The organism is Cysteiniphilum sp. 19S12-1 (genome assembly GCF_052030685.1).
Lineage (GTDB): Bacteria > Pseudomonadota > Gammaproteobacteria > Francisellales > Francisellaceae > Caedibacter.
Window position 1 is genome coordinate 23,611 of the sequence record NZ_JBQAJM010000005.1, and the last position, 23,980, is coordinate 47,590.

A 23,980-nucleotide genomic window follows, 5' to 3' on the forward strand; every position below is an offset into this window, starting at 1 on the left:
TTGCTTTACTTTTTGATCTTATTGGCTGCAGTTACTAAATTCAAGAATTAATGATCACCTGTGTCTACATCCAATTGCGTTGCAACACGTAGATTATTTATAATCTCAGGGTTTTCATGTAAATTGGCCGCTGGCAAATTAGCCAATAGCTGCCATTTAGCTTGTGACTGATCATACGTATATAACCCATTACTTGCTAATACATAAACCGTATCATTAATCGTTTTTAATCCATAAATATTGGCTTGTTTAAATGGATTAGAATCAGCACCTAGTACTTGCTCTGGTGTATTTTTATTTGCAAAATAAACCGCATGCGCATTCAATGACGATAAGTAAACATTTCCCGATTCATCAAATGAGACCGATACATTAGCGCCACCATCCTCTGGAAAGCTTGCTATTTGCTGCCATGCATTGTTTTGCAGTATATCAATGCAGATCTTTTTTTGATTGCCATCATCACATTGAATACTTTGATAAATGTTTCCATCAGCTGTTTTGCCCATGTTTAACACGTGGGTTTCACCAAGCGCTTTAGCAACCGTTTGTGTCAATGGAGAGTTGTTTTGATTGGTTAATTTATAGGTTTGACCTTGTTGAGTCGCTATGTAATATAAGTCACCTTTATCATCTAAAGTCATTGGTATTGCCTCATTAATCGTTGATGAAACAGGTGTTGCCAACTTACTCCAACCATCAAAATCATTGACTGAAGCTTGCGCTATATAGGCATGCGAATCTTCTGTCATGCCAACGTTTGACACAATAATTTGCCCTGAACTATTGATCTGAATATGTGTACTTTGACCTAAATCGCCTAATACATCACTTAGTCCCAAAAAAGTATTCTGACCGTTAATAGACAGCACTGAAGTAAAGCGCTTACCCAAAACTGGTGGGTAAACATCTGGCAAAAATGGACGCTTCAACGTCTGGTAGCCATTACTAATAAAAACGACACCTTGAGGAGAAATACCAACCCCTGAAATGAAGCTATTTAACATATACTCACCTGTGCTTTTACCAACGAACAGCATATGCCACCCTGCTTGATCATACTGATAAACATAAGGTGTTGTCTGACTATTCACACTCGCATACAAAATACCATCTGCTACAAAATTAAAGGTTTTATCTTCATCAGCATGGGCTCCAAGCTTGTCAATCTGCAATAAGGCACTTACTTTGCCACCAGCATTAACATTCTGCGCTTTGACATAAATATAACAAGTGTTATCACTTTTCGTGGAATAAGCATCAAGTGTTAATGTATTGACCTGCCCTTTTGTAAATAATTGATCACTGTTAAAGCATGATTTAGGACAAGTATTTGTACTACACCACGCTTGCGTGCCATCATAGACAGAAAACTGCTTAAGATTGTCGTTAGTTAATGACACTAAAACTGACTCATTACTAAAATTGGTATTGGTGAGTTTGATCGCTTTAACACTTGGATAAACTGTCTCATCATCTTGTGATATTTCGGCATTAACCCCGCTTTTGGTTAAATAGACATTACTATTAATTGCAACCATCATATTGGTTTGTTTTGCCAGACTTAACTGATAACCTTCAGCATCGGGTGGCGAATTTAATTGCGTATACTTAACCCCAATATAACAGGTGCTGTTTACCGCTAATGTTCCACCCGCTGCACAAGATACTTGATCATTGGTTGGCGCGACAACACTCAGATAGCCACCTTGTAGTGGTTGATTTGTTGTGTTTTGATATAACTGAAATGCATCCAAACTATTAGGCAGTTGCCAAGCAAAGGCACCATGATTCACAATCGCAACATTGATCACGCTATTATGCGAATCCATATTGATGTAATGCGATGCTTCTTTAAAGCCAATATTGGCACCTGAAATTGTTACATCCTGATCAGAGACTTGATCTTTGGTGCTATATAACATTTGATCAGAAAAATAATTAATATTGGCAAAGCGCTTATTAAAATCCTTAGCTTGATAGGCATTATCTGCAACTTGATATGACAGGACACAACTTCCACCTGCTGCTAATAAGGTGTCTTTTTGACACATATCTTGCGTATTTTTAAGTGTCACGCCTTGTGGTAACGTAAAATCAATATTTTTAATCATCATTTCCCGAGTGCTATGATTGATGAAAGTCTGTTGATACTCACCTGGCGTTTTAATATCAAGACGTGATAGGGTTGCCGGTACTGAATAGGCATTGATTCTCACTGGAATCAAATCTTGTGCATTATCTGCAATCACCTGAAAAATGGGCTTATTATGGTAGCTGTTTTGCTCCAGTGCTTGATAGCTATACTTAATTGCCGCACCGGCAAGGTTTTCATCAGGTTTAACATGTAGAGATATAGTTGTTGTTTGTTTAGGTTCTAACATTGTTGTATTAGCTGAAACCATTTTGGTTACTGCATTATAATGTCCATCGTCAATATCCTGTAAATCCAAAGCTGCAATAACTACATCTGGTGCATGACTTAAATCAATCTTTACTCCCTTTACTGTTTCCTTATTAGGGTTATGAATAACAAATTGCATAACATTGCCCGGTGTCATTGTGATTGAGGATTGCAACTGCAATACATTTGTCATTTCATTGGCGGGTTTAAACGTTGTTTTTACAGGCACTTCAATCATTTTTTCAGAAGCACCACTGAGTGTTATCTTAACATCACCCTTAATGGTAGCTGGTGTTAAGGATTCAACACTATAGTAAAGATCACAGCTTTGTCCGGCTTGCAGATTTGCACCGACATCATTTGACCAACATGAATCTTCATGATAAGGCTCAAGATGAACATATTGAGCAACTGTTGGCGATATTGATACCGAGGTAATATACACAGATCTTGATGGTGATTCTGCAGCACCAACTTGATTCATTTCAAGGGTTTGATCCATGCCTACTTTTACTTCAACTTTGACCTCTGAGCTTCTATCTATTGCCGTCTCTGACGTTAATTGCTCAGGCAAATCACTACTGACTGCCAAAGGACTCGTACTCGGTGTTGAATTGCTGCTAGTACTGCCACCACAACCGGCAATAGCTAACGCTATCATACTAGTTAAACAAAATACTGATTTCTTAATCCAAGGCATACCTATTCCTCTTTGGCTATTTTTAAATGACAGAGATAAATTTAAAATCCATAGCTACATAAACTACTTTATGATGACTATGGATCTTGTTAGACTGCAGAGTGTACTAAGTACACCTTAAGAAGATAAGTGTATAAAATACACCCCATCATTTTTGATTTTAGTGATTATTGTTTTTTAATCTGCATGCCATTGACCACATCGATATCTTGAAACTTAGGAGATGAGCCTAGCATGGGGATTGGATTTTCACTCTGCCATGGCGAGTTTTTATCATATCCCATCATATACATTTCATTGACCGAGCCATCCGTGCTAAAGTGTGTTGTCTCACGCTTGCCTAACATATAGATATATTGATCGATTAAATTTACAGGGTTATAGACAATCTGCAGATTTAACACGCCATAATATGGGTTAACTGATTGGCTTATTAGCTGATAACCCTCTGTAAGCGTGCCTGATAAGCTCGCCGGATCAATTAATACCACGTCACTTGCTTGACACTGGCCATCACCCGTAATCACCGATAAAACGCCATTTTCTTTACAGCCTAATACTGCTTGGTACACTCTTTTCATTGTTGAATTACCACCGCTTTGTGACGTGCCTGTCGGGTGTGTACCAAAAAGAATGTCATAGTGTGGCATCGGCGTTAATTGTATTCTTGGATTAACTGCTAATGTAAAGATTTGCCCGTATTGGCCAGAACCAGCTGGTGGATTGTCATCTGGGATAGATACCAAATTATTCCACTTATTGTTATTATACAATGCAACATTGCCATTATTCTTATACTCGGTGATCATCAACAAAGTCGGTGTATCAGGATTATCATTTTTAAGTGTAAATGGTAGCGAATTTAATTCACCCAAGTAGTAATAACCAGATGGCGCATCATAGTACTTCTGCCATGTTGGCGAGCTTGGAGCTCCTGGCACACCAATTTCATCAACAGGGATACGGTAGATCTCTTCATCTTGAGAAACGGTACCATATAAATACCCTTTGTTGAATTGTAGTGACGTGATACTGACATCTTTCGTTGAATTGGCAACCAACTGCATCCCTTGATTCGTTACTTGATAAAGTGCCGTATAACGCCCATCAGCATAAACATTCCCATGATCATCTGTTGCCAAATCAGCAACACTAGAACCCTCTGTTGAGGTTTGTCCTATCTCTTGCCAATTATTAACATCAAATAGAAAGCCATCTGCTTTGTCTAAAATATTATGATATAGCTTATTGTCTTTCATCAAATATAGATTTTGTAATGGTCTTAATTCATAGCTTTTCATCTGTCCTGGCAAGCCAATAGATATATGATCAGTAGTCAGTGCTGGCTCATTTGTTTTATGAACATAGACTTTACATTGACTTGGGATAATATCCTCTCCATCGATTGTTGCCGCTGGTATCATGATTTTGCCATTATCGATATCACACGACTCAGGGCAGGTAATCTCTGTACACCATGGCGAATTACTGCCTATCGCTAACACTTGATAAGTATTGTGATTTTGTGGCATGTTAATGTCTACATCTTTGGCAAGAGACGTGTAGTTTGATAAGGTGATTGCTTGGGTATTTAAACCAACTTCACCACTATCAACATGACTTTCAAAGCCTAACTCATCAACAACATGCAAGTTGAGCTTACCACCATCAATCGTCAAATGAAGATCCGGAGAAACTTGCATATTATAATCACCTGCGACAACATTACTGTGCGCCTCAATCGTTAAATTGCAATTCTCACCAGCTGCCAATGAAGTCAATGCAGTACAAGAATTTGTCGTGGCACCCACCACCGCAAAGTTTGCACTAACTAGCTGCCCTGCTTGATTATAAAAATGTATATCATTTGTTAAGCTTGTTGCAGTTGGAATTTGCCAGTTAAATGCGCCTGTATTCTCAATCGTCATATTAACCGTGCTTGTTGCACCTTGTTGTGGGCTAAGCATGTATAAATTACCATGTGTTAATTGCGCCTTGTTTTGTGTAAAGTTTATTGGCACATCATATTTAACGCCACCACTTAAGGTGATCTCAAGTTTTGGTTTCACTCCATTGCTAGTTATGTAACTATTAGGATCTGCATTTACACTAACACTCTTTAGATCGCCGTAATGCAATGTCAATGGGTAAGTTGTATGATCATCTACAAGGCTTAAACCAACACTATCTCCTTCAATCAAAGCAATATTTTCAAGCTGGGTTTGTGAGCTCCCGCTATATTCAAATTGATAAAAATGATCTCCAGGTGACTCCACATCAATACTTGAATCGGCTAAATCAAATGGTGCCTTGACATCAACCGATGGACAAACTTTATTACCATTAGATGCTGTGACATAAATCAAGCAGCTTTGTGTATTATCAAGCAAGTTATCTTTATTAGCATTTAACCAATCAGACACGCTTTGATCCATCGCAGGTGTAAAACTGAACTGATAAGACTGTGATGGTGCTAGGCTGTTAATCACTAAACTATCACTATCTCCTGCTAAGACTTCAGGGACATGCACTCTCACACCACTTAAGCTTTCATATTGTGATGGGTTGGTGATTTCAAGCATATTTACTTTCCCTGCTGTTAGGGTTAAATCACTTAATTGCGGTGATATATAATCGGCATTATCATCCCCCCCTACGGTCAGTACTTGATGCAGAAGCTGTATGTTTTGCCCATCGACTGTCGCGTGAACATTAATAAAGCCATTAACAGCTTCGGTTAATGCTGCTTCACTATTAAACATAAGCTTTTGTCGAATAATACAATGTTCACCAGATTGTAATGTCATGCCATCAACGCAACTGCTTATTTCGGCTTCACTTGCAAGATTAAGCGTGTAGAGTCCTTCTAAGCTAAAGCTTGGGATACTATCTAATGTAATAGCATGCGTTGCATGATTTATTAGTTGATAACTCACGTACACCGGATTTTCATCTACCCCTACTATCGAGGATTTGACCTTGCTTGGTACAAACCCTGCATCAACTGGATCAAATAAATAAGCATTTGTCGTTGTTGTATAAATCACATTTTTTGCATCTGCTAAATTGTTTTTAGCTGCAATCTCAAGGGCGATCTTATCAGGAGCCGTATGACTTAGATCAAATACTAATGTACAACTTTGCCCAGGCGCAATACTACCTGCACTTAAGCAGCTAGATTGCGCTGGAGCAAGGGTTACCCCTTGGGCAAGCTCGTTATTTGCTAAATCAATGATTTCATAGTCAGCACTATCATCACTGACATGCCAATCAAATTGACCATCATTGGTAATCGTTAGTGTTTTTTGTAATGTACTGCCCTCTACTAATGGCTTTTGCATCTGGCTTAAGAAGTTAGGGGTTATATTAATATCATTACTTGTTATCTGATTATTAACACTGATTTGTTTTTGCAGTGATTTGTTTTGATTGTTCAGACTATAATCGACCTGATATGTCGCACTACCCTCTGCTGAACTACTCACTTCAAGCGGGATATGTGCTGTACTATTAGCATCAATCGTTAATGGGAAATGAAGCTCAGGATCAAGCATCACACCCGTAATGCCATGTTTTAAAGTCAATGCATTAACAACCATCGGGCTTGTTGTTGGGTTATGCAAACTGATCGATTGATTCTCAGTCGCTGTTAATGTTTGATTATCTGCTTCTAGCGTATATTTAGCCACTGCAAAGCTTGGGTAAAATGCCAACATATTTGCTGCTGTTAAGCTTAAGCCATGTGTTGTTTGATTCGTTAATAATGAATCATAGTGTGCATCAATATAGCTCTCAGCAGCAACGCTTGAGTTAAAGCTCAATGTGAAGATATAAGATTGTCCTTGCTTTAACACAGGAATCATTAAGCTTGATTGGCTTTCAGTCGTTAATAAATCACGTAAATCTTGAGGTAAATGTAATGCCAAATTCACGATATCTTGATCGCTATTATTCTTCAATGCAATTTGTATGCGCTCATTATTCATGCTACTTGGTGTAACTTCACTTAAGCTAATACTTGGCAATACCGCACTGGCATTATTGCTTACTGCCGCAATCACATTAAGCGCTGCCAGGTCAAGTTGCGCAATGTTTTGATGTGCTTGTGCATTAATATCAGCATCAATGCTGATTTTCCCTTGGGCAAGAGCACCAAGATCTGCCGGATTAACAAGACCAACGCTTAATACACAGCTTGCACCACTTGCCAAGCTCATGCCATCTTGACAGGCGTTGGCACCTGCTAAGGGATCATTAACGCTTTTGTAGCCTTGAGGTAGATGCACTTTAATATTTGTCATCGCATCCTGATCATCATTGGATAATAATAAACGATATATTGCCTGACCATCTGTAGTATTAAGCACATAAGGAATCAGTTGATACTCAGATGACAATGATACCTTTTGATCAACCAAGCTTAAACTCACTGTTTTGACGCCATCTTGTGCGGCATTGACACCCAATGGAATGTTAATAGCGGCGCTATCTGGCACATTTTGAGCAATATCTTTGGTGTAACTTACATTTAATGTGCAAGAGCCACCAGGCTTAACCACTTCGCCACTTAGACAGCTTTGCCCTGTTGAAGACGTACTCACTGAAATGCCTTCACCGGCAACTTCATAGTCACTCGCCTTGGTTGAAGGATACCAATCAAATTCACCATTATTGGTAATCGTTAACGTTTTAACCAAATGATCAACATACGGTAATACATGACTATTGACACTTAATGATTGCGCTTTGATTAACGCATCAATATCTAATTGACAATCTAGCGCTTTTGTTTGATTTCCTGAATGTGTTTGATAATCAACGCGAACTTTAACAACGTGCTCGGCAACATCACTATTAAGCTTAATATAAAGTGTTTTGGTTGAGTTAGCTAAAACACTTATCTGGCTTTGATCAACGCTTATCCCTTGTTGAATAACATGACCTTGACTATCCAATAGCGCAATGCTGACATGGTTATAATTTTGATTAGTGTTGTTCTTTAATGTTATTGGATAAAGTATTTCTGTACTATTAAGCTCAGCTGTTGGTGCTGATTCAATTTCTAAACCGCTATTGATAGCAATATTTTGAATCATGGTTCTTTTCAAGTTATCCGCAACAACATAAAACTGACTTAATGCATTAGTGATCGTCTCTTTAGAAACGTCATCGGGCAATTGAAACTCTAGTGTCGCACTTTCACCTGGAGTTAATGCATCAATGTGCAAATGTGTATCCGTGCTTACACCAGATAAAACAGCAGGTAATACAAGCTTTAGATGACGCAAAGTTTGATCTGATTTATTGGTCAATACAATACTACTATCAGCACCTAACATAATCTCTAAAGGCGTTTGTTCAACCGAATACGTAAAGTTATCACTTGCCAAAAAGGTTTGACTGACGGGCGCATTAAGAGAAAAATCGGTATTACTATGCTGATACTTAATCGTCAGATGCGTATCTAAGTGTACAGGAGAGTGACATGATACGCTAAAGGCAAGCTGACATTGCTCGCCTGTTGCAAGTGTTTTGTAAGAGCCATCACTTTGCAAGCAAGTATTTGTTGTATCCGTATTAAAGGTGGCACTACATCCCTCTGGCAATGCATCAAAATATGCCTGCTGTATTATGGCACTGCTACTGACTGATGTACCAACACCGGTTATTGTATTACCACCATTATTGGCAATCGTCACGCTATCGCTACAACTGGAATCGCCGTTTTCTGCTGCTTGACATAAGTAGTTATTGCTATTACTTGCTGCAAGTACAGCAGTTACTGGCGTGTCATTTGCGCTTGAGCTGCTACCACCTCCGCCACAACCAGAAAGCACGACGGCAACGGCAATGCAACTTAATTTAATGGGTAAACCAAATTTATTAAATGGGTTAGATAAATTAGAAATAATATTGTTTTTCATATGCTCCTCTTTGAATCATTCTGATATTTAACATCACAAATACAAAACTGGTCACTGTTTGTGCCAGGGAGCATAGTTATACTTTTTTTAAATAGGACTTATTAGTGTATAAAATACACCCTGTATTTTATACTTGTGTCCTCAGATTTCTCATCTAGACTTGATACAGTCAGGTGTTAACGGATGTAGCAGCATGGATAATAAGCATACAAAAAATAATGAGATTAATAAAAATGACAATGATGGCAACAATCATGAAAATGATAAAAACACCTACTATCTTAATTCATTTAGTCATTTATCAGAAAAAGACATGACAGCCATCTATCGCGACTGCCAGTACAATGAACGCGCAGTTAAAGAGATTCTGACACTTATTTCACAAGACGGCATTATCGGCTTTGATTTTTTCCGTGTGACTAAATCCTATGACTTTAATTACATTGGCAGCACTGCACCTGATGAGCTTAAAGCTTATTTTAGACTAGGGTTTTGGCAGCTTGATGCGCTTTATGGCACACTCAACCAAGAAGCCTATCGCATTATTGATTATAGTGAGTTTCCACAGCAACAGCATGCCAAACAAAACTTTGATGAATACTTAACACTCGTCACCGAAAGACTTTATGCTGATTATAAAGATGTCTTACTTTTTAATACTACCAAAGCATCATTTAACTTATGCAGCTTCAAGAAAAAGGCGCAATACTTCCAACGTTTACGCTCGACAATGAATTTTATTTATAAACGCATTCATATCCAGCAGTTATTAACGCCCTCTGCCGAGGATATCAATCGCTTAAAAGCACAGAACACACCGCAACTTGAACAACCAAGACTTGCTTTAATTCAAGCACTTTATAATCTCACCGAAGGTGAGCTCATGCATCTTAAAACCATTGCTGCAGGCGGTTCAGCTAAAGATATTGCGCGCCAATCAGGACGCTCTTATCGCTATATTCAAAATATTATTCTTGAATTGATTGAAAAGCTCGGGCTTATTAATAAGGATGAGCTTGAAACCATTGCCCAAATTATTATGACCTATGAAGATTAGGAGTGCATAGTATTTTAAAGAATTTTGCAGATCAAGGTTGCGATCAAGCGCTTTATTGGTAAAGATATTACATATTCGACAATTAAGTACAGTTTTTAATCTTATGAAATATTTGCCTGCTAATAGTGCATCAAGCTACGCCTCTCGAGTCACTAATGTTAAGCATGAGTATTTCCATCAACTGGTTAAAAGTATTGATCTCAATCAACCTATTGAGACATTGGAAAACAACAAACGGCATTTTATCTTAATTGGCTTTTGTTGTGATGAAGGGATTAAACGTAACCAAGGTGTTATTGGTGCCAAAGAAGGTCCTGAATATTTTAGACATGCGTTTTTTAATTCAGCGGTACATCTCAATAACAACATCATGCTTTATGATGCAGGCAATGTTTATTGTGACAGTCATGATCTTGAAGCAGCACAACAGCTATTGGCAGAGTATGTTGAAAAAATCATTGGCCTAAGCGCAACACCAATTGTTATTGGTGGAGGGCATGAGACAGCTTGGGGACACTTACAAGGGATTTACAAACAAAATCTTAATCCCGCCATTGTGAATTTTGATGCGCATTTTGATTTGCGTGAAACTTTAACAGGTGAGCTTGGCAGCTCAGGCACCCCTTTTTATCAGGCATCGCGCTATTTACAAAATCATCAGTTAGATTTTAATTACTACTGCATGGGTGTACAACCACTTGCTAATACCAATAGTTTATTTAATTACGCTCATGCGACCAATACACACTATTTACTTGCTGAGCACATCAACAATAACCCGCAAGATTTGTCATTTATTGACAAAGTCATAGCAAAACATGATCGCATTTATATCACGCTGTGCCTTGATGTTTTCCAAGCTGCTATTGCACCAGGGGTTAGTGCACCACAAGCATTAGGCATTGGCAGCCCTTTTGTCATTAATGCTTTACGCAAGCTCAAACAATCCAATAAAGTCATCGCTTTGGATATCGTTGAGCTTAATCCAACAAAAGATATTGATAATAGAACCGCAAAGCTTGCCGCAGCACTTCTTGCCAATTTTCTGCAAGCTTAAACAAAACTCACAGGAGGAATTTACATTATGTCACGCACTGTTAAAGCCGCAACTGGCACCAAACTCACTGCCAAATCTTGGCTAACCGAAGCACCTTTGCGCATGCTGATGAATAACTTAGACCCTGATATCGCTGAGCATCCTCAGGATCTTGTTGTTTATGGCGGCATTGGTAAAGCAGCACGTAACTGGGAGTGCTTTGATAAGATCGTTGAGTCTCTAGAGAAGCTTGAAGATGATGAAACATTACTTGTGCAATCAGGAAAACCAGTAGGTGTTTTCAAAACACATGCCGATGCACCACGTGTGCTCATTGCTAACTCAAACCTTGTTCCACATTGGGCAGATTGGCAACACTTTAATGAGCTTGATAAAAAAGGCTTAATGATGTACGGACAAATGACCGCTGGTTCTTGGATATATATCGGCTCACAAGGTATTGTCCAAGGCACCTACGAAACATTTGTTGAGATGGGACGTCAGTATTATAACGGCGACTTATCGGGCAAGTGGATTCTAACCGCAGGATTAGGTGGTATGGGTGGCGCGCAAACACTCGCTGGCGTTTTAGCCGGTGCCTGTGTTTTAGCCATTGAGTGTGATGAAAGCCGTATTGATTTTAGGTTACGCACCAAATACGTTGATTACAAAGCCAAAACATTAGATGAGGCAATGGCTATTCTCAACAAAGCCTGCGCTGAGAAACGTGCTATTTCTGTGGGTCTGTTAGGAAATGCTGCTGAGATTTTACCTGAAATGATCAAGCGCAGCATCAAGCCTGATGCGGTAACGGATCAAACCAGCGCACATGATCCATTAAACGGCTATCTACCGATTGGTTGGAGTTTGGAAAAGGCTAAAAAAGAGCGTCAAAGCAATCCTGAATTAGTTGTAGCAGAAGCCAAAAAATCAATGAAAATTCACGTAAAGGCAATGCTTGAATTTGCCAAACAAGGCATTCCAACTTTTGACTATGGTAATAATATTCGCCAAGTTGCCTTTGATGAGGGCTTGCAAAATGCGTTTGATTTCCCAGGTTTTGTTCCGGCATTTATCCGTCCACTCTTTTGTCAAGGCATTGGACCGTTTAGATGGGTTGCTTTATCCGGTGATCCTGAGGATATCTATAAAACGGATCAGAAAGTTAAAGAACTTATGCCGCATGACAAACACCTACATAATTGGTTAGATATGGCAAAAGAGCGTATCGCCTTTCAAGGTCTGCCGGCACGCATTTGTTGGGTTGGCTTGGGCGATCGTGCGCGCCTTGGCTTGGCATTTAACGAAATGGTTAAAAATGGTGAGCTTAAAGGTCCTATTGTTATTGGTCGTGATCACTTAGATTCAGGATCTGTCGCAAGTCCTAATCGCGAAACAGAAAGCATGAAAGATGGTTCAGATGCGGTATCTGATTGGCCGCTTTTAAATGCATTACTCAATACCGCAGGTGGAGCTACGTGGGTAAGTTTACATCATGGAGGTGGCGTTGGCATGGGCTTCTCTCAACACGCCGGTGTTGTTATCGTTGCCGATGGTACTGAAGCTGCGGCAAAACGTTTGCAACGCGTGTTAACCAATGATCCAGGTACTGGGGTTATGCGTCATGCTGATGCCGGTTATGACATCGCAATTCAATGTGCTAAAGACAAAGGACTCAATTTACCCATGGTTAATGCAGATACAAAAGATACTACCTGTGCTACAGCCAAAAATGAGGCGTTAATATGAGTGAAGTCATGAATAAAACAAATACAACCAATAAAAAAGCGCATAACCCGCAAAGCTTTTGCTTAATCCCGGGTGAGCTTAGTCTTCAGGATATCGAACTATTACTTAATAGTGCATGCCCCATTCATTTGGATGATAGCGCATACGCTAAAGTGGCAACATCACGCAGCATTGTTGAGGAAGTGCTTAAAGAAGGCAAAACAGTTTATGGGATTAACACGGGCTTTGGCTTACTGGCAAATAAAAAAATCCCAACCACAGAGCTTAAAGAACTACAACGCCGCATTGTGCTTTCTCATGCTACCGGCGTGGGTAAAGCGCTAGATAATGACACTGTTAAGCTTATTATGTTGCTTAAAATCAACAGTCTTGCACAAGGCTACTCAGGTGTCACACAACAAACCCTAGATGCACTCATCGCCTTTTATAATCATGGCATTTATCCTGTAATTCCTGAGCAAGGTTCAGTTGGTGCATCGGGTGATTTAGCACCTTTAGCGCACATGAGCATGCCACTGATTGGTGAGGGTGAGGTTGATTATCAAGGTCAGCGCATCGATGCAGTCGAGGCTTTAAAGAAAGCAGGATTAAGTGCTATTGAGCTTCAAGAGAAGGAGGGCTTAGCACTACTTAATGGCACCCAAGCATCAACTGCCATTGCTTTAATGGGGTTGATTAAAGTCGAGCGCAATTTCAGTATTGCCACTATCGCTGGCGCTTTAAGTATTGAAGCAACCTTTGGCAGTATGAAGCCCTTTGATCCAGTTATTTCCAAGATCAAACGCGTTGAGGGTCAAATTATTTTTTCACAAGTCATGCGCAACTTATTGGAAAACAGTGAGATTATGCACGCGCATGATCACTGTAGCAAAGTACAAGACCCTTACTCATTACGTTGCCAACCACAGGTAATGGGAGCCGCTTGGCAAGTGATCAATGACGCTAAGCGCAATTTATTAAATGAAGCTAATGGTGTCTCTGATAATCCGCTAATCTTGCCAGAAACCAAAGAGATTATATCCGGCGGCAACTTCCACGCTGAGATGGTGGCAATGAGTGCAGATATGTTAAGCATCGCTTGCGCTGAAATTGGGGCTATTTCTGAGCGTCGTATTGCCCTTTTGATCGATAAACATTTAAGTGGCTTACCTGCATTTTTAATTGAAAATGCTGGTCTTAATTCGGGCTTCATGTTGGCACATGTGACCGCATCCTCGTTAGCCAGTGAGAATAAAACACTAGCGCATCCGGCATCTGTTGATAGTCTACCAACCTCTGCTAATCAAGAAGATCATGTCAGTATGGCAACTTTTGCCGCACGCAAATTAAATACGATTGCTCAAAATGTATTATCTATATTAAGTATTGAAGTGCTTGCTGCTTGCCAAGGTGTCTCAATACGAGCACCACTTAAAACATCAAACATATTGGATAGTAAGTATCGCCAAATTCGCGCCAAAGTGCCTTATTATGATGAGGATCGCTATTTTGCACGTGATATTGAAAATGCCACCGCTGTTATCAAACAACATGCATTTTATAGCGATGTGCATGCACAGCTTTTCCAAGTGTAAAGGAGTAAAAACATAAGTTGTATCAGCGCCTACCTCTCCCCTTGCGGGAGAGGTCGTTCAGCTTAAGCTGAACGGGTGAGGGGAATATTTAAATCTCAACTTACTTTTATTCCGGATAAAAGAATAAAAAAATAAAAACGTAATAACATAGGAATAACAAAAGGTAAAAGTATGTATGATCTTATCATCCAAAATGCGCGCCTTGTGACCTTCGATCAAGACGAGCGTATTTTGGATAATGCTACTTTAGTCATTAATGAAGGCAAGATTATTGATATCTTAGCCAAAGGTTCAGTACTGCCTAAGGCACATGAAACCATTGATTACAATGGTCAACTTATAACACCGGGACTTATTGATTGTCACACGCATCTTGTCTATGGTGGCAATCGCGCTGACGAGTTTGAAATGCGATTAAATGGCGCCTCCTATGAAGAAATTGCCAAAAAGGGTGGTGGCATTCGCTCAACCGTTATGGCAACACGTAACGCTTCTTTAGATGAGTTATATCACAGTGCCAATAAACGCCTTAAACAAATGATGCAATATGGCACAACCACCTGTGAGATTAAATCAGGCTATGGATTAGATTTCGATAGTGAAATGAAAATGCTTAAAGTTGCTCGTCAACTTAATGAATCTAAGGGTATTGATATTATCCCCACCTTCTTAGGTGCACACGCTTTGCCGCCTGAGTTTGATGATAAAGATCAATATATTGACTTTATCATTGATGAAGTTTTACCCGTGTTGAAAAAAGAAAATTTGGCACAGGTTGTCGATGGCTTTTGTGAAAATATTGGTTTTTCACATAGTCAAATGAAGCGCCTTTTTACTGCAGCAAAAAATCATGGGTTTCAATTAAAACTGCATGCCGAGCAATTATCCGATCAAAAAGGTGCGGCTCTTGCTGCTCAATTTAACGCTCTATCAGCTGATCATTTAGAGTATCTTGCGATTGAGGACATTACTAAAATGCGCGATGCTAATACCGTGGCTGTTTTACTACCTGGTGCCTATTATTTCTTACGTGAAACCAAGTTGCCACCTGTTACTGATCTGTTAAAACAAAAGGTGAAAATAGCCATTGCCACTGATGCCAATCCCGGCTCATCACCTTTTTTATCGTTGCCACTGATGATGAATATGGCATGCACCCTATTTCGCATGACACCTTATCAGGCATTTCAAGCAACAACGATCAATGCCGCTTATGCACTTGGAATACAAGCACAAAAAGGCAGTATTGAAATCGGTAAATGCGCTGATTTGATCCTATGGGATTGTAAACATTACAATCAAATCATCTATGATGCAACATTGAATTATCGTAACGCAACCATTAAGGATGGTGAGTTGATCGTTTAAGCTGCACTGCATCTTCTACCACTAGTCAAAATGCCTTTGTTTTGCATATAAAAACAATCAAATTAATGCTGCAATCCTTGTTGTTGATTCATGCCACTAGATCAAGTTTATTTTAAGGCTTTATCCCCTAGCTGTTTCATTCAATGCAACTCGCTTTGCGAAGCGCCTATGCTACCGAAGCTTACGGTTTTACATTGTGTTAATTGAGATCTGACTCTCACAAATTACCTCTTTTATGTTTAATATATTTCACCGCTGCAAGCAGCTCAAGTGACTTACCTTTTTGCGTGGTCAAAAAAAGGTAAGCGAAAAATCCCATTTTACTGACGTCAACAAAACTTGCAGGGCGAGTTTTTTGGTTACTTTTTTGCGGGAAAAAAGTAACTGCCTAAAGCAACGTTAGTTGCGGGCAAGATTTCATCACGACTGAAATTACGCATTTTTTCTATTTCAACACCTCGCCTCGCAAGTGCACCTAACTGTTTATACAACCCATCAAATGCCCCATTACTCATAATGACATAGTGAGTAAAGCAATGAGGTTGTGATTGCTTAAAATGCGCAACAATATCAGCAACCTCATCAAATACTATAAAGTTTTCTTTAGCGTAAGATGCCGCCTGCCACTGCATCGCACTGTTTTGATAAAACCAGACTTCATCAGCAATAGTAAGCGCATTAATTAATGCCTGCTCTTGCGTACCCATTTTCATCGTATTTGAGCGCGGCTCTAGAATAGCTACTACCCTTTCTTTTTCACCGGCACGTGCTTTAATTGCCTTAAGCGTTTCTGCTACCGCCGTTGGATGATGGGCAAAATCATCATAAATGGCATAGTGATCGTTTTGGATAATGCATTCAAGGCGGCGTTTGACACCTTTAAAATTTTTAAAACTCTCTGTCACTTTATCCAATGAAACACCTAGTGTTTTTAAAACTGCATAAGCTGATAACGCATTTTTGGCATTATGTTCACCCAGTAATGCCCAATTGATCTTAAGTGTTTTAGTGTGGTCTATGATCTCAAACTGACTATAGTCTTCAACAATAGGCTTGATATTAAGCCCATCCTCACCTTGAAGCGGGAAACACTCAGACCAGCACCCCATCGCTAGTAGCTTATGAATGTGGGTATCTAGCTTAGGATAAATAACCGTCGACTTTCCAGGTAACAGCCGCATAAGATGGTGAAATTGTCGATAAATATCCTCCATCGAGTTAAAAATATCCGCATGATCAAACTCAAGATTATTAATTACTAACACATCTGGATGATAATGCATAAACTTCGAGCGCTTATCAAAAAATGCCGTATCATATTCATCGGCTTCAATCACAAAGTACTCAGAATCCGTTAGGCGCGATGACACCCCAAAGTCCTGAGTAATACCACCGACCAGAAAGCTTGGATTTAATCCCGCATCATCCATCAATTTAATGACCATCGATGTGGTAGTTGTTTTACCATGTGTTCCGGCAATAGCAATGACCTTTTTACCTTTAAGAACTTCTTGATAAAGCCACTTGGGACCTGAAAAATACTCAAGATCACTATTTAATAAGTGCTCAACAATTGGCATACCACGGCGCATCGTATTACCAACAATCACCTGATCAGGTCTAAATGATTCAATATCATAATCATAACCAGATATAAGCTTAATGCCCTGAGACTCAAGGTAGTTGCTCATCGGTGGGTAAACATTTTGATCACTGCCTGTGACCTTGTAACCTTTCTCACGCGCTAATAGCGCTAAAGCACCCATAAAGGTGCCGCAAATGCTTAATATATGAATGTGTTTCATGACCTACTTTTGATTTTTTATTTTTTCAATAATCGATGTACTCGAATGACTGGGCTTTAAGGTAATGGTTTTGACCTCACCACCTGCAGCTAACACTTCTTTAGCGCCCGCAATTTGTGAAACTTCATAATCGGCACCCTTAACCAGAATATCCGGTAATAGTTCACTAATAATTCGCTGTGGCGTATCTTCTTCAAATGCCACTACCCAGTCAACACAGCCTAATGCCGCAAGCACTTCCATCCGTGATTGCAAGTTAACATATGGTCGAGATGTCCCTTTTAAGCGCTTAACTGACTCATCGGTATTAACAGCGACAATCAAGCGATCACCCAAAGCGCGCGCTTTTTGTAAATACTCAACATGTCCGGCATGCAAAATATCAAAGCAGCCATTGGTCATCACGACTTTTTCACCTTGAAGATGAACCTCACTCATTGCTTTTTTGAGCTCAGTTTGACTTAAAACACCTTTGTGTACTCTGGCTTGTGCATGGAGTGAATCATGCAACTCTTGAGCATTCAGTGTTGCCGTGCCAACTTTACCAACAACAACACCTGCTGCGGCATTAGCAAGACGCATCGCTGAGGTGTAATCATAGCCACACGAAACTGCCATTGCCATGACGGCAATGACGGTGTCACCTGCACCAGTCACATCAAAGACCTCTTTGGCAACGGTAGGAATCGTTGTCACTTCACCGTTTTTTAACACCAATGTCATACCTTCCTCACTTCGAGTAATTAGCAGTCCACCTAAATGACAATTGGCTATTAATTGATGCGCTTTAGTAATTAACTCATCTTCAGTATGGCACTTGCCAACAACTGCTTCAAATTCCTTGCGATTGGGGGTAATTAAAGTTGCACCTTGATAGATACTAAAGTCATTACCTTTAGGGTCAACGAGTGTTGCAATATTTTGTTTATTTGCCAATTCAATCAATTTTTGCACATCGTGTAATGTCCCCTTACCATAGTCCGATAATACCATGACATTATAGTTTTGAAGTGCTGCCTCAACATTGCTGAAAAGCACACCTTCATCAACTTGCACAAAACCTTCTTCAAAATCAAGACGCAACAACTGTTGTTTTTGGGATAACACACGCAACTTCGTAATCGTTGGCAAATGTGTTTCAATCAAATGACTATGAATTGATTGTTCAGCTAAAAAGTTTTTTAGAATGTGTGCTGGCTCATCCTGACCAATCATCGCACAAATTCCCGCCTTTCCTGTGAGTGAGGTAATATTTAAAGCGACATTGCCAGCACCACCTGCACGATCTTGAATATTCTTAACATGCACCACAGGAACCGGTGCTTCAGGTGAGATACGCTCTGTCGAACCGTAGTAATAGCGATCTAACATCACGTCACCTACGACTAAAACACGTGCTTTTTGTAAGTTACTTTGCATTATTTATTTAGACACTAATAGCAGTAGGCGTAATACTACACTAAAGCCTAATAAAATTACAGTTTGTCGTTGATGCTATTTGCTAAGATTTAGAGAGAGTATAAATTAATGGGAACGCGCCAAATCGCTTAAACTTCTAAAAGCAATATTGACTGATTCAAAGTTTGGTTCATCCGTACGCATATCTTCAATAAGTCCATTCCAACGTGCTAAATAACTGCTGTTGATACTCAACCAATACTCAACTTTGTCATTAACATCATCGATATCTTTGGTAAACTCAATAACACGTCTGACCAAGCGGTATTGCAATTTATCCAAATCATCACGCAAAGCAGACGTTGATAACGTACCCCAGTAAGATTGTTTACCGCCTAAGTGATTAATGCAACTTCTAAACCAAGATAACCATAGCTTTTGATTAAGCAATATAGCAATCTTTTCAAATGACTCACTTTCTTTGGAGATCTCTATACTATGGGCTAAGTCCATCACTGAAGTTGCCATCTTAAATGATAACACCTCATCAACAATCGTTTTTGGCACCCCGGCATTAATTAAAGCCGTCGCTTTATCCTCAATTTTTTGTTTTTCTGATGGAATCAAAAGCCTTGGAAATACCTTTAATGCACTAGGTGCTGTATGTCGATACTTAGCAATCACCTCAGCAATTGGGAAGCCTTTAGGCTCATTGCGTAAAATCCAACGACAATTGCGACGCACAAATCTAAATAAGATCTGTAAACACTTTTGAATGCTTTCAGCGCTTACTTTCCCACTTAACTTCTCTGACTTTTGCCATAGTTTATCCAAAGAGAAAATCTCAACCACAGCAATAAACGCTTTGATAATATCAGCAACTGACGCCCCTGTTTCATCATATAGACGTTGAATAAAAGTGACCCCCATGTGTAAAGTAACCGCATTAGTAATCTGTGTTGCGATAATTTCACGCTTTAACTTATGTCCTTGCATTAAATCAGCGTATTTCTCACGTAGTACCGTTGGAAATTCCCACAATAAGAAAAAGTTAAAGTGAGGATCGTCTGGTAAGTCAGATTTTAAAATCTGCTGCTTAATCATCGTTTTGGTATATGCCATAATCACAGAGAACTCCGGCGCTGTTAAGCTTTTCCCTGATAATGCACGTGATTGTAGCATCTTGTCTGTTGGTAAATACTCAACTTCACGATCAAGCTGCATCTTACGCTCAAGCTCACGCATCAAACGTGCATATGACTCGACAAAATAGCGCTCTTGTGATTGCAATTCATTAGCGATTGTGCGGTTTTGACCATAGTTATTCTGTAGCACCAAATGTGCGACATCACCAGACATCTCAGCCAATAATTTGTTACGACCACTTTCCGATAACTCGCCATTTTCAATCGCCATATTCAGTAAGATTTTGATGTTTACTTCATGATCTGAACAGTCAACACCCGCAGCATTATCAATCGCATCAGTATTGATTGAACCACCCTTTAAGGCATATTCAATACGCCCTAACTGTGTGCAACCTAAGTTACCACCCTCGCCAACAACTAAGCAGTTTAAATCACGCCCATTAATGCGCACTGGATCATTGGCGCGATCGCCAACGGCTTCATTAGTTTCAGTGTGTGCTTTGACATAAGTCCCAATACCACCATTCCATAGTAATTCATAATCCGCTTTCAATAATAACTGAATTAACTTGTTTGGTTCCAATTCATTAGCATCAGTTTTTAATAGTGCTTTCATTTCTGGACTTAATTGAATACTCTTCAATTGACGGCTAAATATACCACCACCCTGTGAGATAAGCTTTTGGTTGTAATCTTCCCAGCTTGAACGCGGCAAATCAAACATGCGCTTTCTTTCTTTATAGCTTGAAGCTGCATCTGGATTAGGGTCAATAAAGATATGCATATGGTTAAACGCACCCACTAAGCGAATATGCTTGGATAATAGCATACCATTACCAAATACATCACCTGCCATATCCCCTATACCAACGACCGTAAATTCTTCAGTTTGGGTGTCTTTACCTCTTTCTCTAAAGTGACGTTTCACCGACTCCCAAGCACCGCGCGCGGTAATACCCATCTTCTTGTGATCATAACCATTCGAACCACCTGAAGCAAAAGCATCTCCTAACCAGAAATCATATTCCATCGCCACACTATTAGCGATATCAGAGAAGGTGGCCGTACCTTTATCCGCCGCAACCACTAAATACGGATCATCTTCATCATAGCAAACGACATTCTGCGGCTTAATGATTTCATTATTTTTAATGTTATCGGTAATATCTAGCAACGAGCTAATGAACATGCGATAGCAGCTAATCGCTTCTTCCATCACCGCTTCACGCCCTTCTAGAATTGGTAATCTTTTTGGTAAAAATCCACCTTTGGCACCCAATGGCACAATGACCGCATTTTTAACTTGTTGTGCCTTAACCAAGCCTAATACTTCGGTGCGATAATCTTCTTTTCTATCTGACCATCTTAATCCACCACGCGCAACTTTAGCACCACGCAAGTGAACCCCTTCAACACGTGGAGAGTACATAAAAATTTCAAACATTGGCACAGGTTTTGGCATTTCAGAAATTTTTGATGGAATCAATTTAAATGATATATATTCCTTATGCTGATTATGTGTGTCTTTTTGGTAGAAGTTCGTTCTTTGTGTTGCTTCAATTACCTCTTGTAAACGACGCAATAATTTATCTTGATCAAGACTTGCCACATTAATAAGTTTTGCTTTAAGCTTTTCACGAATGTCGCTTACTTTAGTCTCACGATTTTTTTGTTCACAGACTGGATTAAAGCGTGCATCAAATAATGATACCATCAGGCGAACGATCTCGGCATACTCAATATAAGTATCTTCGATATACTGCTGACTCAAACGCACGCCAATTTGTGTCATATAACGCGTATAAGCACGCACAATCGCTACTTCACGCCAATCAAGACCCGCATAAACAATCAATGAATTAAATCGATCATTCTCAGCAACCCCTGCCCAAGTAACCGCAAAAGCTTCTTTTAATTTATCGGTTACTTCAGCAATTTCAACTGGCTTACTGGTTAATAAGGCAAAATCCGACAACCAGACAAAACCACCTGATTTAGGTTTGACCTTATAAGGACGCTCTTCAGCAACGGATAAACCGAAGTTTTCTAAAATAGGCATAATCTGACTTAGCTGCACCACCTGATCTTTTAGGAACAATTTAAAGTGTAAACGGTCACCAGATTCTTCAAGCACTTGATATAAACTCATCGATAAACGATTTTTGCGCGCCTGTTCAAAGTGCACGATATCAGACACTGCCTTGCGTGGAATATAATCATCTTTATAAGCTAAAGAAAAGGCATGTGCATATTCTTGGGCATAAGATCGACCTTTGTTCTCGCCAAACTCTTCAATTAGATCATCAAATAGATAATCGCTCCACTGACGCTCAACGCTCTTGATTTTATCTTCCAATAATTCTAAATCAACTTGCTCCACTGGTTCGTTACCATCAAGATAAACAGTAAAGTCAATTCGGCATAATACACTTTCTAAGAAGTTTGTTTTAAAAGTTGTACGTTGACCATTCAATGTTTTTAACAAAATGCGCTCAACACGTTCTCTGACTTCTGAGTTATAACGATCTCTGGGCATGTACAACATACAGAAATAGTAACGGCTAAACTGATCCTTGCGTACAAACAACTTCATGACTTGACGTTCACGGATATGGTAAATACCTAATGCGGTATTAAACAACTCCTCATCTGAGCTTAAAAATAGCTCATCACGCGGATAGGTATCAATAATATTACTCAACGCCTTATAAGCATGCCCAAATTTTCTGAAGCCTGACTGTTTTAACACCATTTCTTTACGCAAACGCAAAAAAGGAATGTGTTGTGGCGATGAGTGGTATGCCGTTGATGTATATAGACCTAATAAGCGTTTATAACCAGTAATTTCACCTTTTTTGTTATAAATTGCGACTGAGATAATATCCATATACGCAGGACGGTGAATCGGAGAAACCTCATCAGATTTAGCAACCGTTAAAATGGCATCAACATTTTTATTGATATTTAGATTTTTTTCATAGATATCACTTAAGGCAGTAATATAATCATCATTCACTGAGAACAAACCTAATGCTGAGGATTTCTCAGCCACAAATGCCTTCTCGCCTTTAAGCATTTTCGCATCAAAAGCGCAATAGCCTAAAAAGATAAAATGATCTTTCTTTAAGAACTCTAAAAAATCAATCGCTTCTTCATAGTAGTTTTGTGCCACTTTATCTTTAGGTTGGTGCACCTCTTTGATCATTGTTTGCAACTCTGCCTTCATCGGCTCAAAATCGCGAACAATTGCTTGGAGTTTTTTATAATTTTCAGTAATTTTTTGCTCAATCGCCTTAAGTGCAACTTTATCATCTGTTTGACGATCCACTTCCATGATCACCAAACAGGTTTTATCGTTATTGACCGCACCCTTCTCATCTGCCACATTATCCGTCAATGCAATCAAATTGCCTTTGGCATCACGCTTTAAATCAATGCCGCCAATATTCATCATAAAATGAATACCAAGTCCCATTGATGACATCAACATCATTAAGGTATCTACTATAAATGGAGAATCCTGACAGCTTAGCTCAATAACCGTATGACGTGATACCCAGCCATTTTGCTCATATACCGGATTATATACGCGAATCAGCGCCTTTCCTTCAGGGTTTTTGTAGATAAATTTCCAAAAAGAAATAATTGAACCATATAAATCCAATAGCTCACGCTGATGAAGCTCATCTTCTGATATTACGCGTATATAAGCTTTTAATAGGGATTCGAGTATTGAAGCATCCTGTGACGAAAATTTCTCCTTGAACATGCTTGTTAACTTCTGAATAACCGCTTGCGTTCTCTCGTTGTAGTGCAT

10 protein-coding genes are annotated in these 23,980 nt (G+C 39.4%); 5 read left to right on the forward strand and 5 right to left on the reverse strand.

The genetic code is table 11. The features are described from left to right. Window positions 1-47: 47 nt before the first annotated feature. A complete protein-coding gene (locus tag ACTS4L_RS02530) occupies window positions 48-3,104 on the reverse strand; it encodes a hypothetical protein (RefSeq protein ID WP_440617132.1) in 3,057 nt (1,018 codons plus the stop codon). Window positions 3,105-3,271: 167 nt separating this feature from the next. Beyond that, the gene (locus tag ACTS4L_RS02535) at window positions 3,272-9,028 is read right to left on the reverse strand and encodes a hypothetical protein (RefSeq protein WP_440651674.1); all 5,757 of its coding nucleotides are present in this window, start codon (window positions 9,026-9,028) and stop codon (window positions 3,272-3,274) included. Window positions 9,029-9,221: 193 nt separating this feature from the next. Between ACTS4L_RS02535 and ACTS4L_RS02540 the strand changes: the two genes are divergently transcribed. The 5 genes from ACTS4L_RS02540 (at window position 9,222) to hutI (ending at window position 15,812) form a co-directional block, all read left to right on the forward strand. Next, the gene (locus ACTS4L_RS02540; protein ID WP_440617137.1) at window positions 9,222-10,085 is read left to right on the forward strand and encodes a helix-turn-helix transcriptional regulator; all 864 of its coding nucleotides are present in this window, start codon (window positions 9,222-9,224) and stop codon (window positions 10,083-10,085) included. A 55-nt stretch (window positions 10,086-10,140) separates the two neighbouring features. Next, a complete protein-coding gene (gene hutG, locus ACTS4L_RS02545) occupies window positions 10,141-11,142 on the forward strand; it encodes a formimidoylglutamase (protein WP_440617138.1) in 1,002 nt (333 codons plus the stop codon). Between the two features lie 27 nt (window positions 11,143-11,169). After that, complete coding sequence (hutU, locus tag ACTS4L_RS02550) at window positions 11,170-12,870, forward strand: urocanate hydratase (protein WP_440617140.1); 1,701 nt, start codon at window positions 11,170-11,172, stop codon at window positions 12,868-12,870. Continuing rightward, entirely contained in the window at window positions 12,867-14,444 is a 1,578-nt protein-coding gene (hutH, locus tag ACTS4L_RS02555) for a histidine ammonia-lyase (RefSeq protein ID WP_440651676.1), read from the forward strand. The genes hutU and hutH overlap by 4 nt, the downstream gene beginning before the upstream one ends. A gap of 171 nt (window positions 14,445-14,615) precedes the next feature. Next, window positions 14,616-15,812 carry an imidazolonepropionase gene (gene hutI / locus ACTS4L_RS02560; RefSeq protein WP_440616035.1) on the forward strand — a complete coding sequence of 399 codons (1,197 nt, stop codon included), beginning with the start codon at window positions 14,616-14,618 and terminating at the stop codon, window positions 15,810-15,812. Window positions 15,813-16,171: 359 nt separating this feature from the next. Here hutI and mpl read toward each other — a convergent pair whose 3' ends face one another. The 3 genes from mpl to ACTS4L_RS02575 all read right to left on the reverse strand — a co-directional run bounded on the left by mpl (window position 16,172) and on the right by ACTS4L_RS02575 (window position 23,980). Continuing rightward, window positions 16,172-17,617: a UDP-N-acetylmuramate:L-alanyl-gamma-D-glutamyl-meso-diaminopimelate ligase gene (gene mpl, locus ACTS4L_RS02565; protein ID WP_440616037.1), complete on the reverse strand. Its 1,446-nt coding sequence runs from the start codon at window positions 17,615-17,617 to the stop codon at window positions 16,172-16,174. A 3-nt stretch (window positions 17,618-17,620) separates the two neighbouring features. Further along, window positions 17,621-19,036, reverse strand: a complete 1,416-nt coding sequence (gene hldE / locus ACTS4L_RS02570) for a bifunctional D-glycero-beta-D-manno-heptose-7-phosphate kinase/D-glycero-beta-D-manno-heptose 1-phosphate adenylyltransferase HldE (protein WP_440616038.1) — start codon at window positions 19,034-19,036, stop codon at window positions 17,621-17,623. Between the two features lie 105 nt (window positions 19,037-19,141). Beyond that, window positions 19,142-23,980 (reverse strand): NAD-glutamate dehydrogenase, encoded by a 4,839-nt coding sequence (locus tag ACTS4L_RS02575; protein ID WP_440651678.1) that lies wholly within the window; start codon window positions 23,978-23,980, stop codon window positions 19,142-19,144.

What these genes read in the sequence shown, in the direction of transcription:
- ACTS4L_RS02530 (WP_440617132.1), bottom strand. Translation starts at nt 3,104, where the DNA reads ATGCCTTGGATTAAGAAATCAGTATTTTGTTTAACTAGTATGATAGCG.
- ACTS4L_RS02535 (WP_440651674.1), bottom strand. Translation starts at nt 9,028, where the DNA reads ATGAAAAACAATATTATTTCTAATTTATCTAACCCATTTAATAAATTT.
- ACTS4L_RS02540 (WP_440617137.1), top strand. Translation starts at nt 9,222, where the DNA reads ATGGATAATAAGCATACAAAAAATAATGAGATTAATAAAAATGACAAT.
- hutU (WP_440617140.1), top strand. Translation starts at nt 11,170, where the DNA reads ATGTCACGCACTGTTAAAGCCGCAACTGGCACCAAACTCACTGCCAAA.
- hutH (WP_440651676.1), top strand. Translation starts at nt 12,867, where the DNA reads ATGAGTGAAGTCATGAATAAAACAAATACAACCAATAAAAAAGCGCAT.
- hutI (WP_440616035.1), top strand. Translation starts at nt 14,616, where the DNA reads ATGTATGATCTTATCATCCAAAATGCGCGCCTTGTGACCTTCGATCAA.
- mpl (WP_440616037.1), bottom strand. Translation starts at nt 17,617, where the DNA reads ATGAAACACATTCATATATTAAGCATTTGCGGCACCTTTATGGGTGCT.
- hldE (WP_440616038.1), bottom strand. Translation starts at nt 19,036, where the DNA reads ATGCAAAGTAACTTACAAAAAGCACGTGTTTTAGTCGTAGGTGACGTG.
- ACTS4L_RS02575 (WP_440651678.1), bottom strand. Translation starts at nt 23,980, where the DNA reads ATGCACTACAACGAGAGAACGCAAGCGGTTATTCAGAAGTTAACAAGC.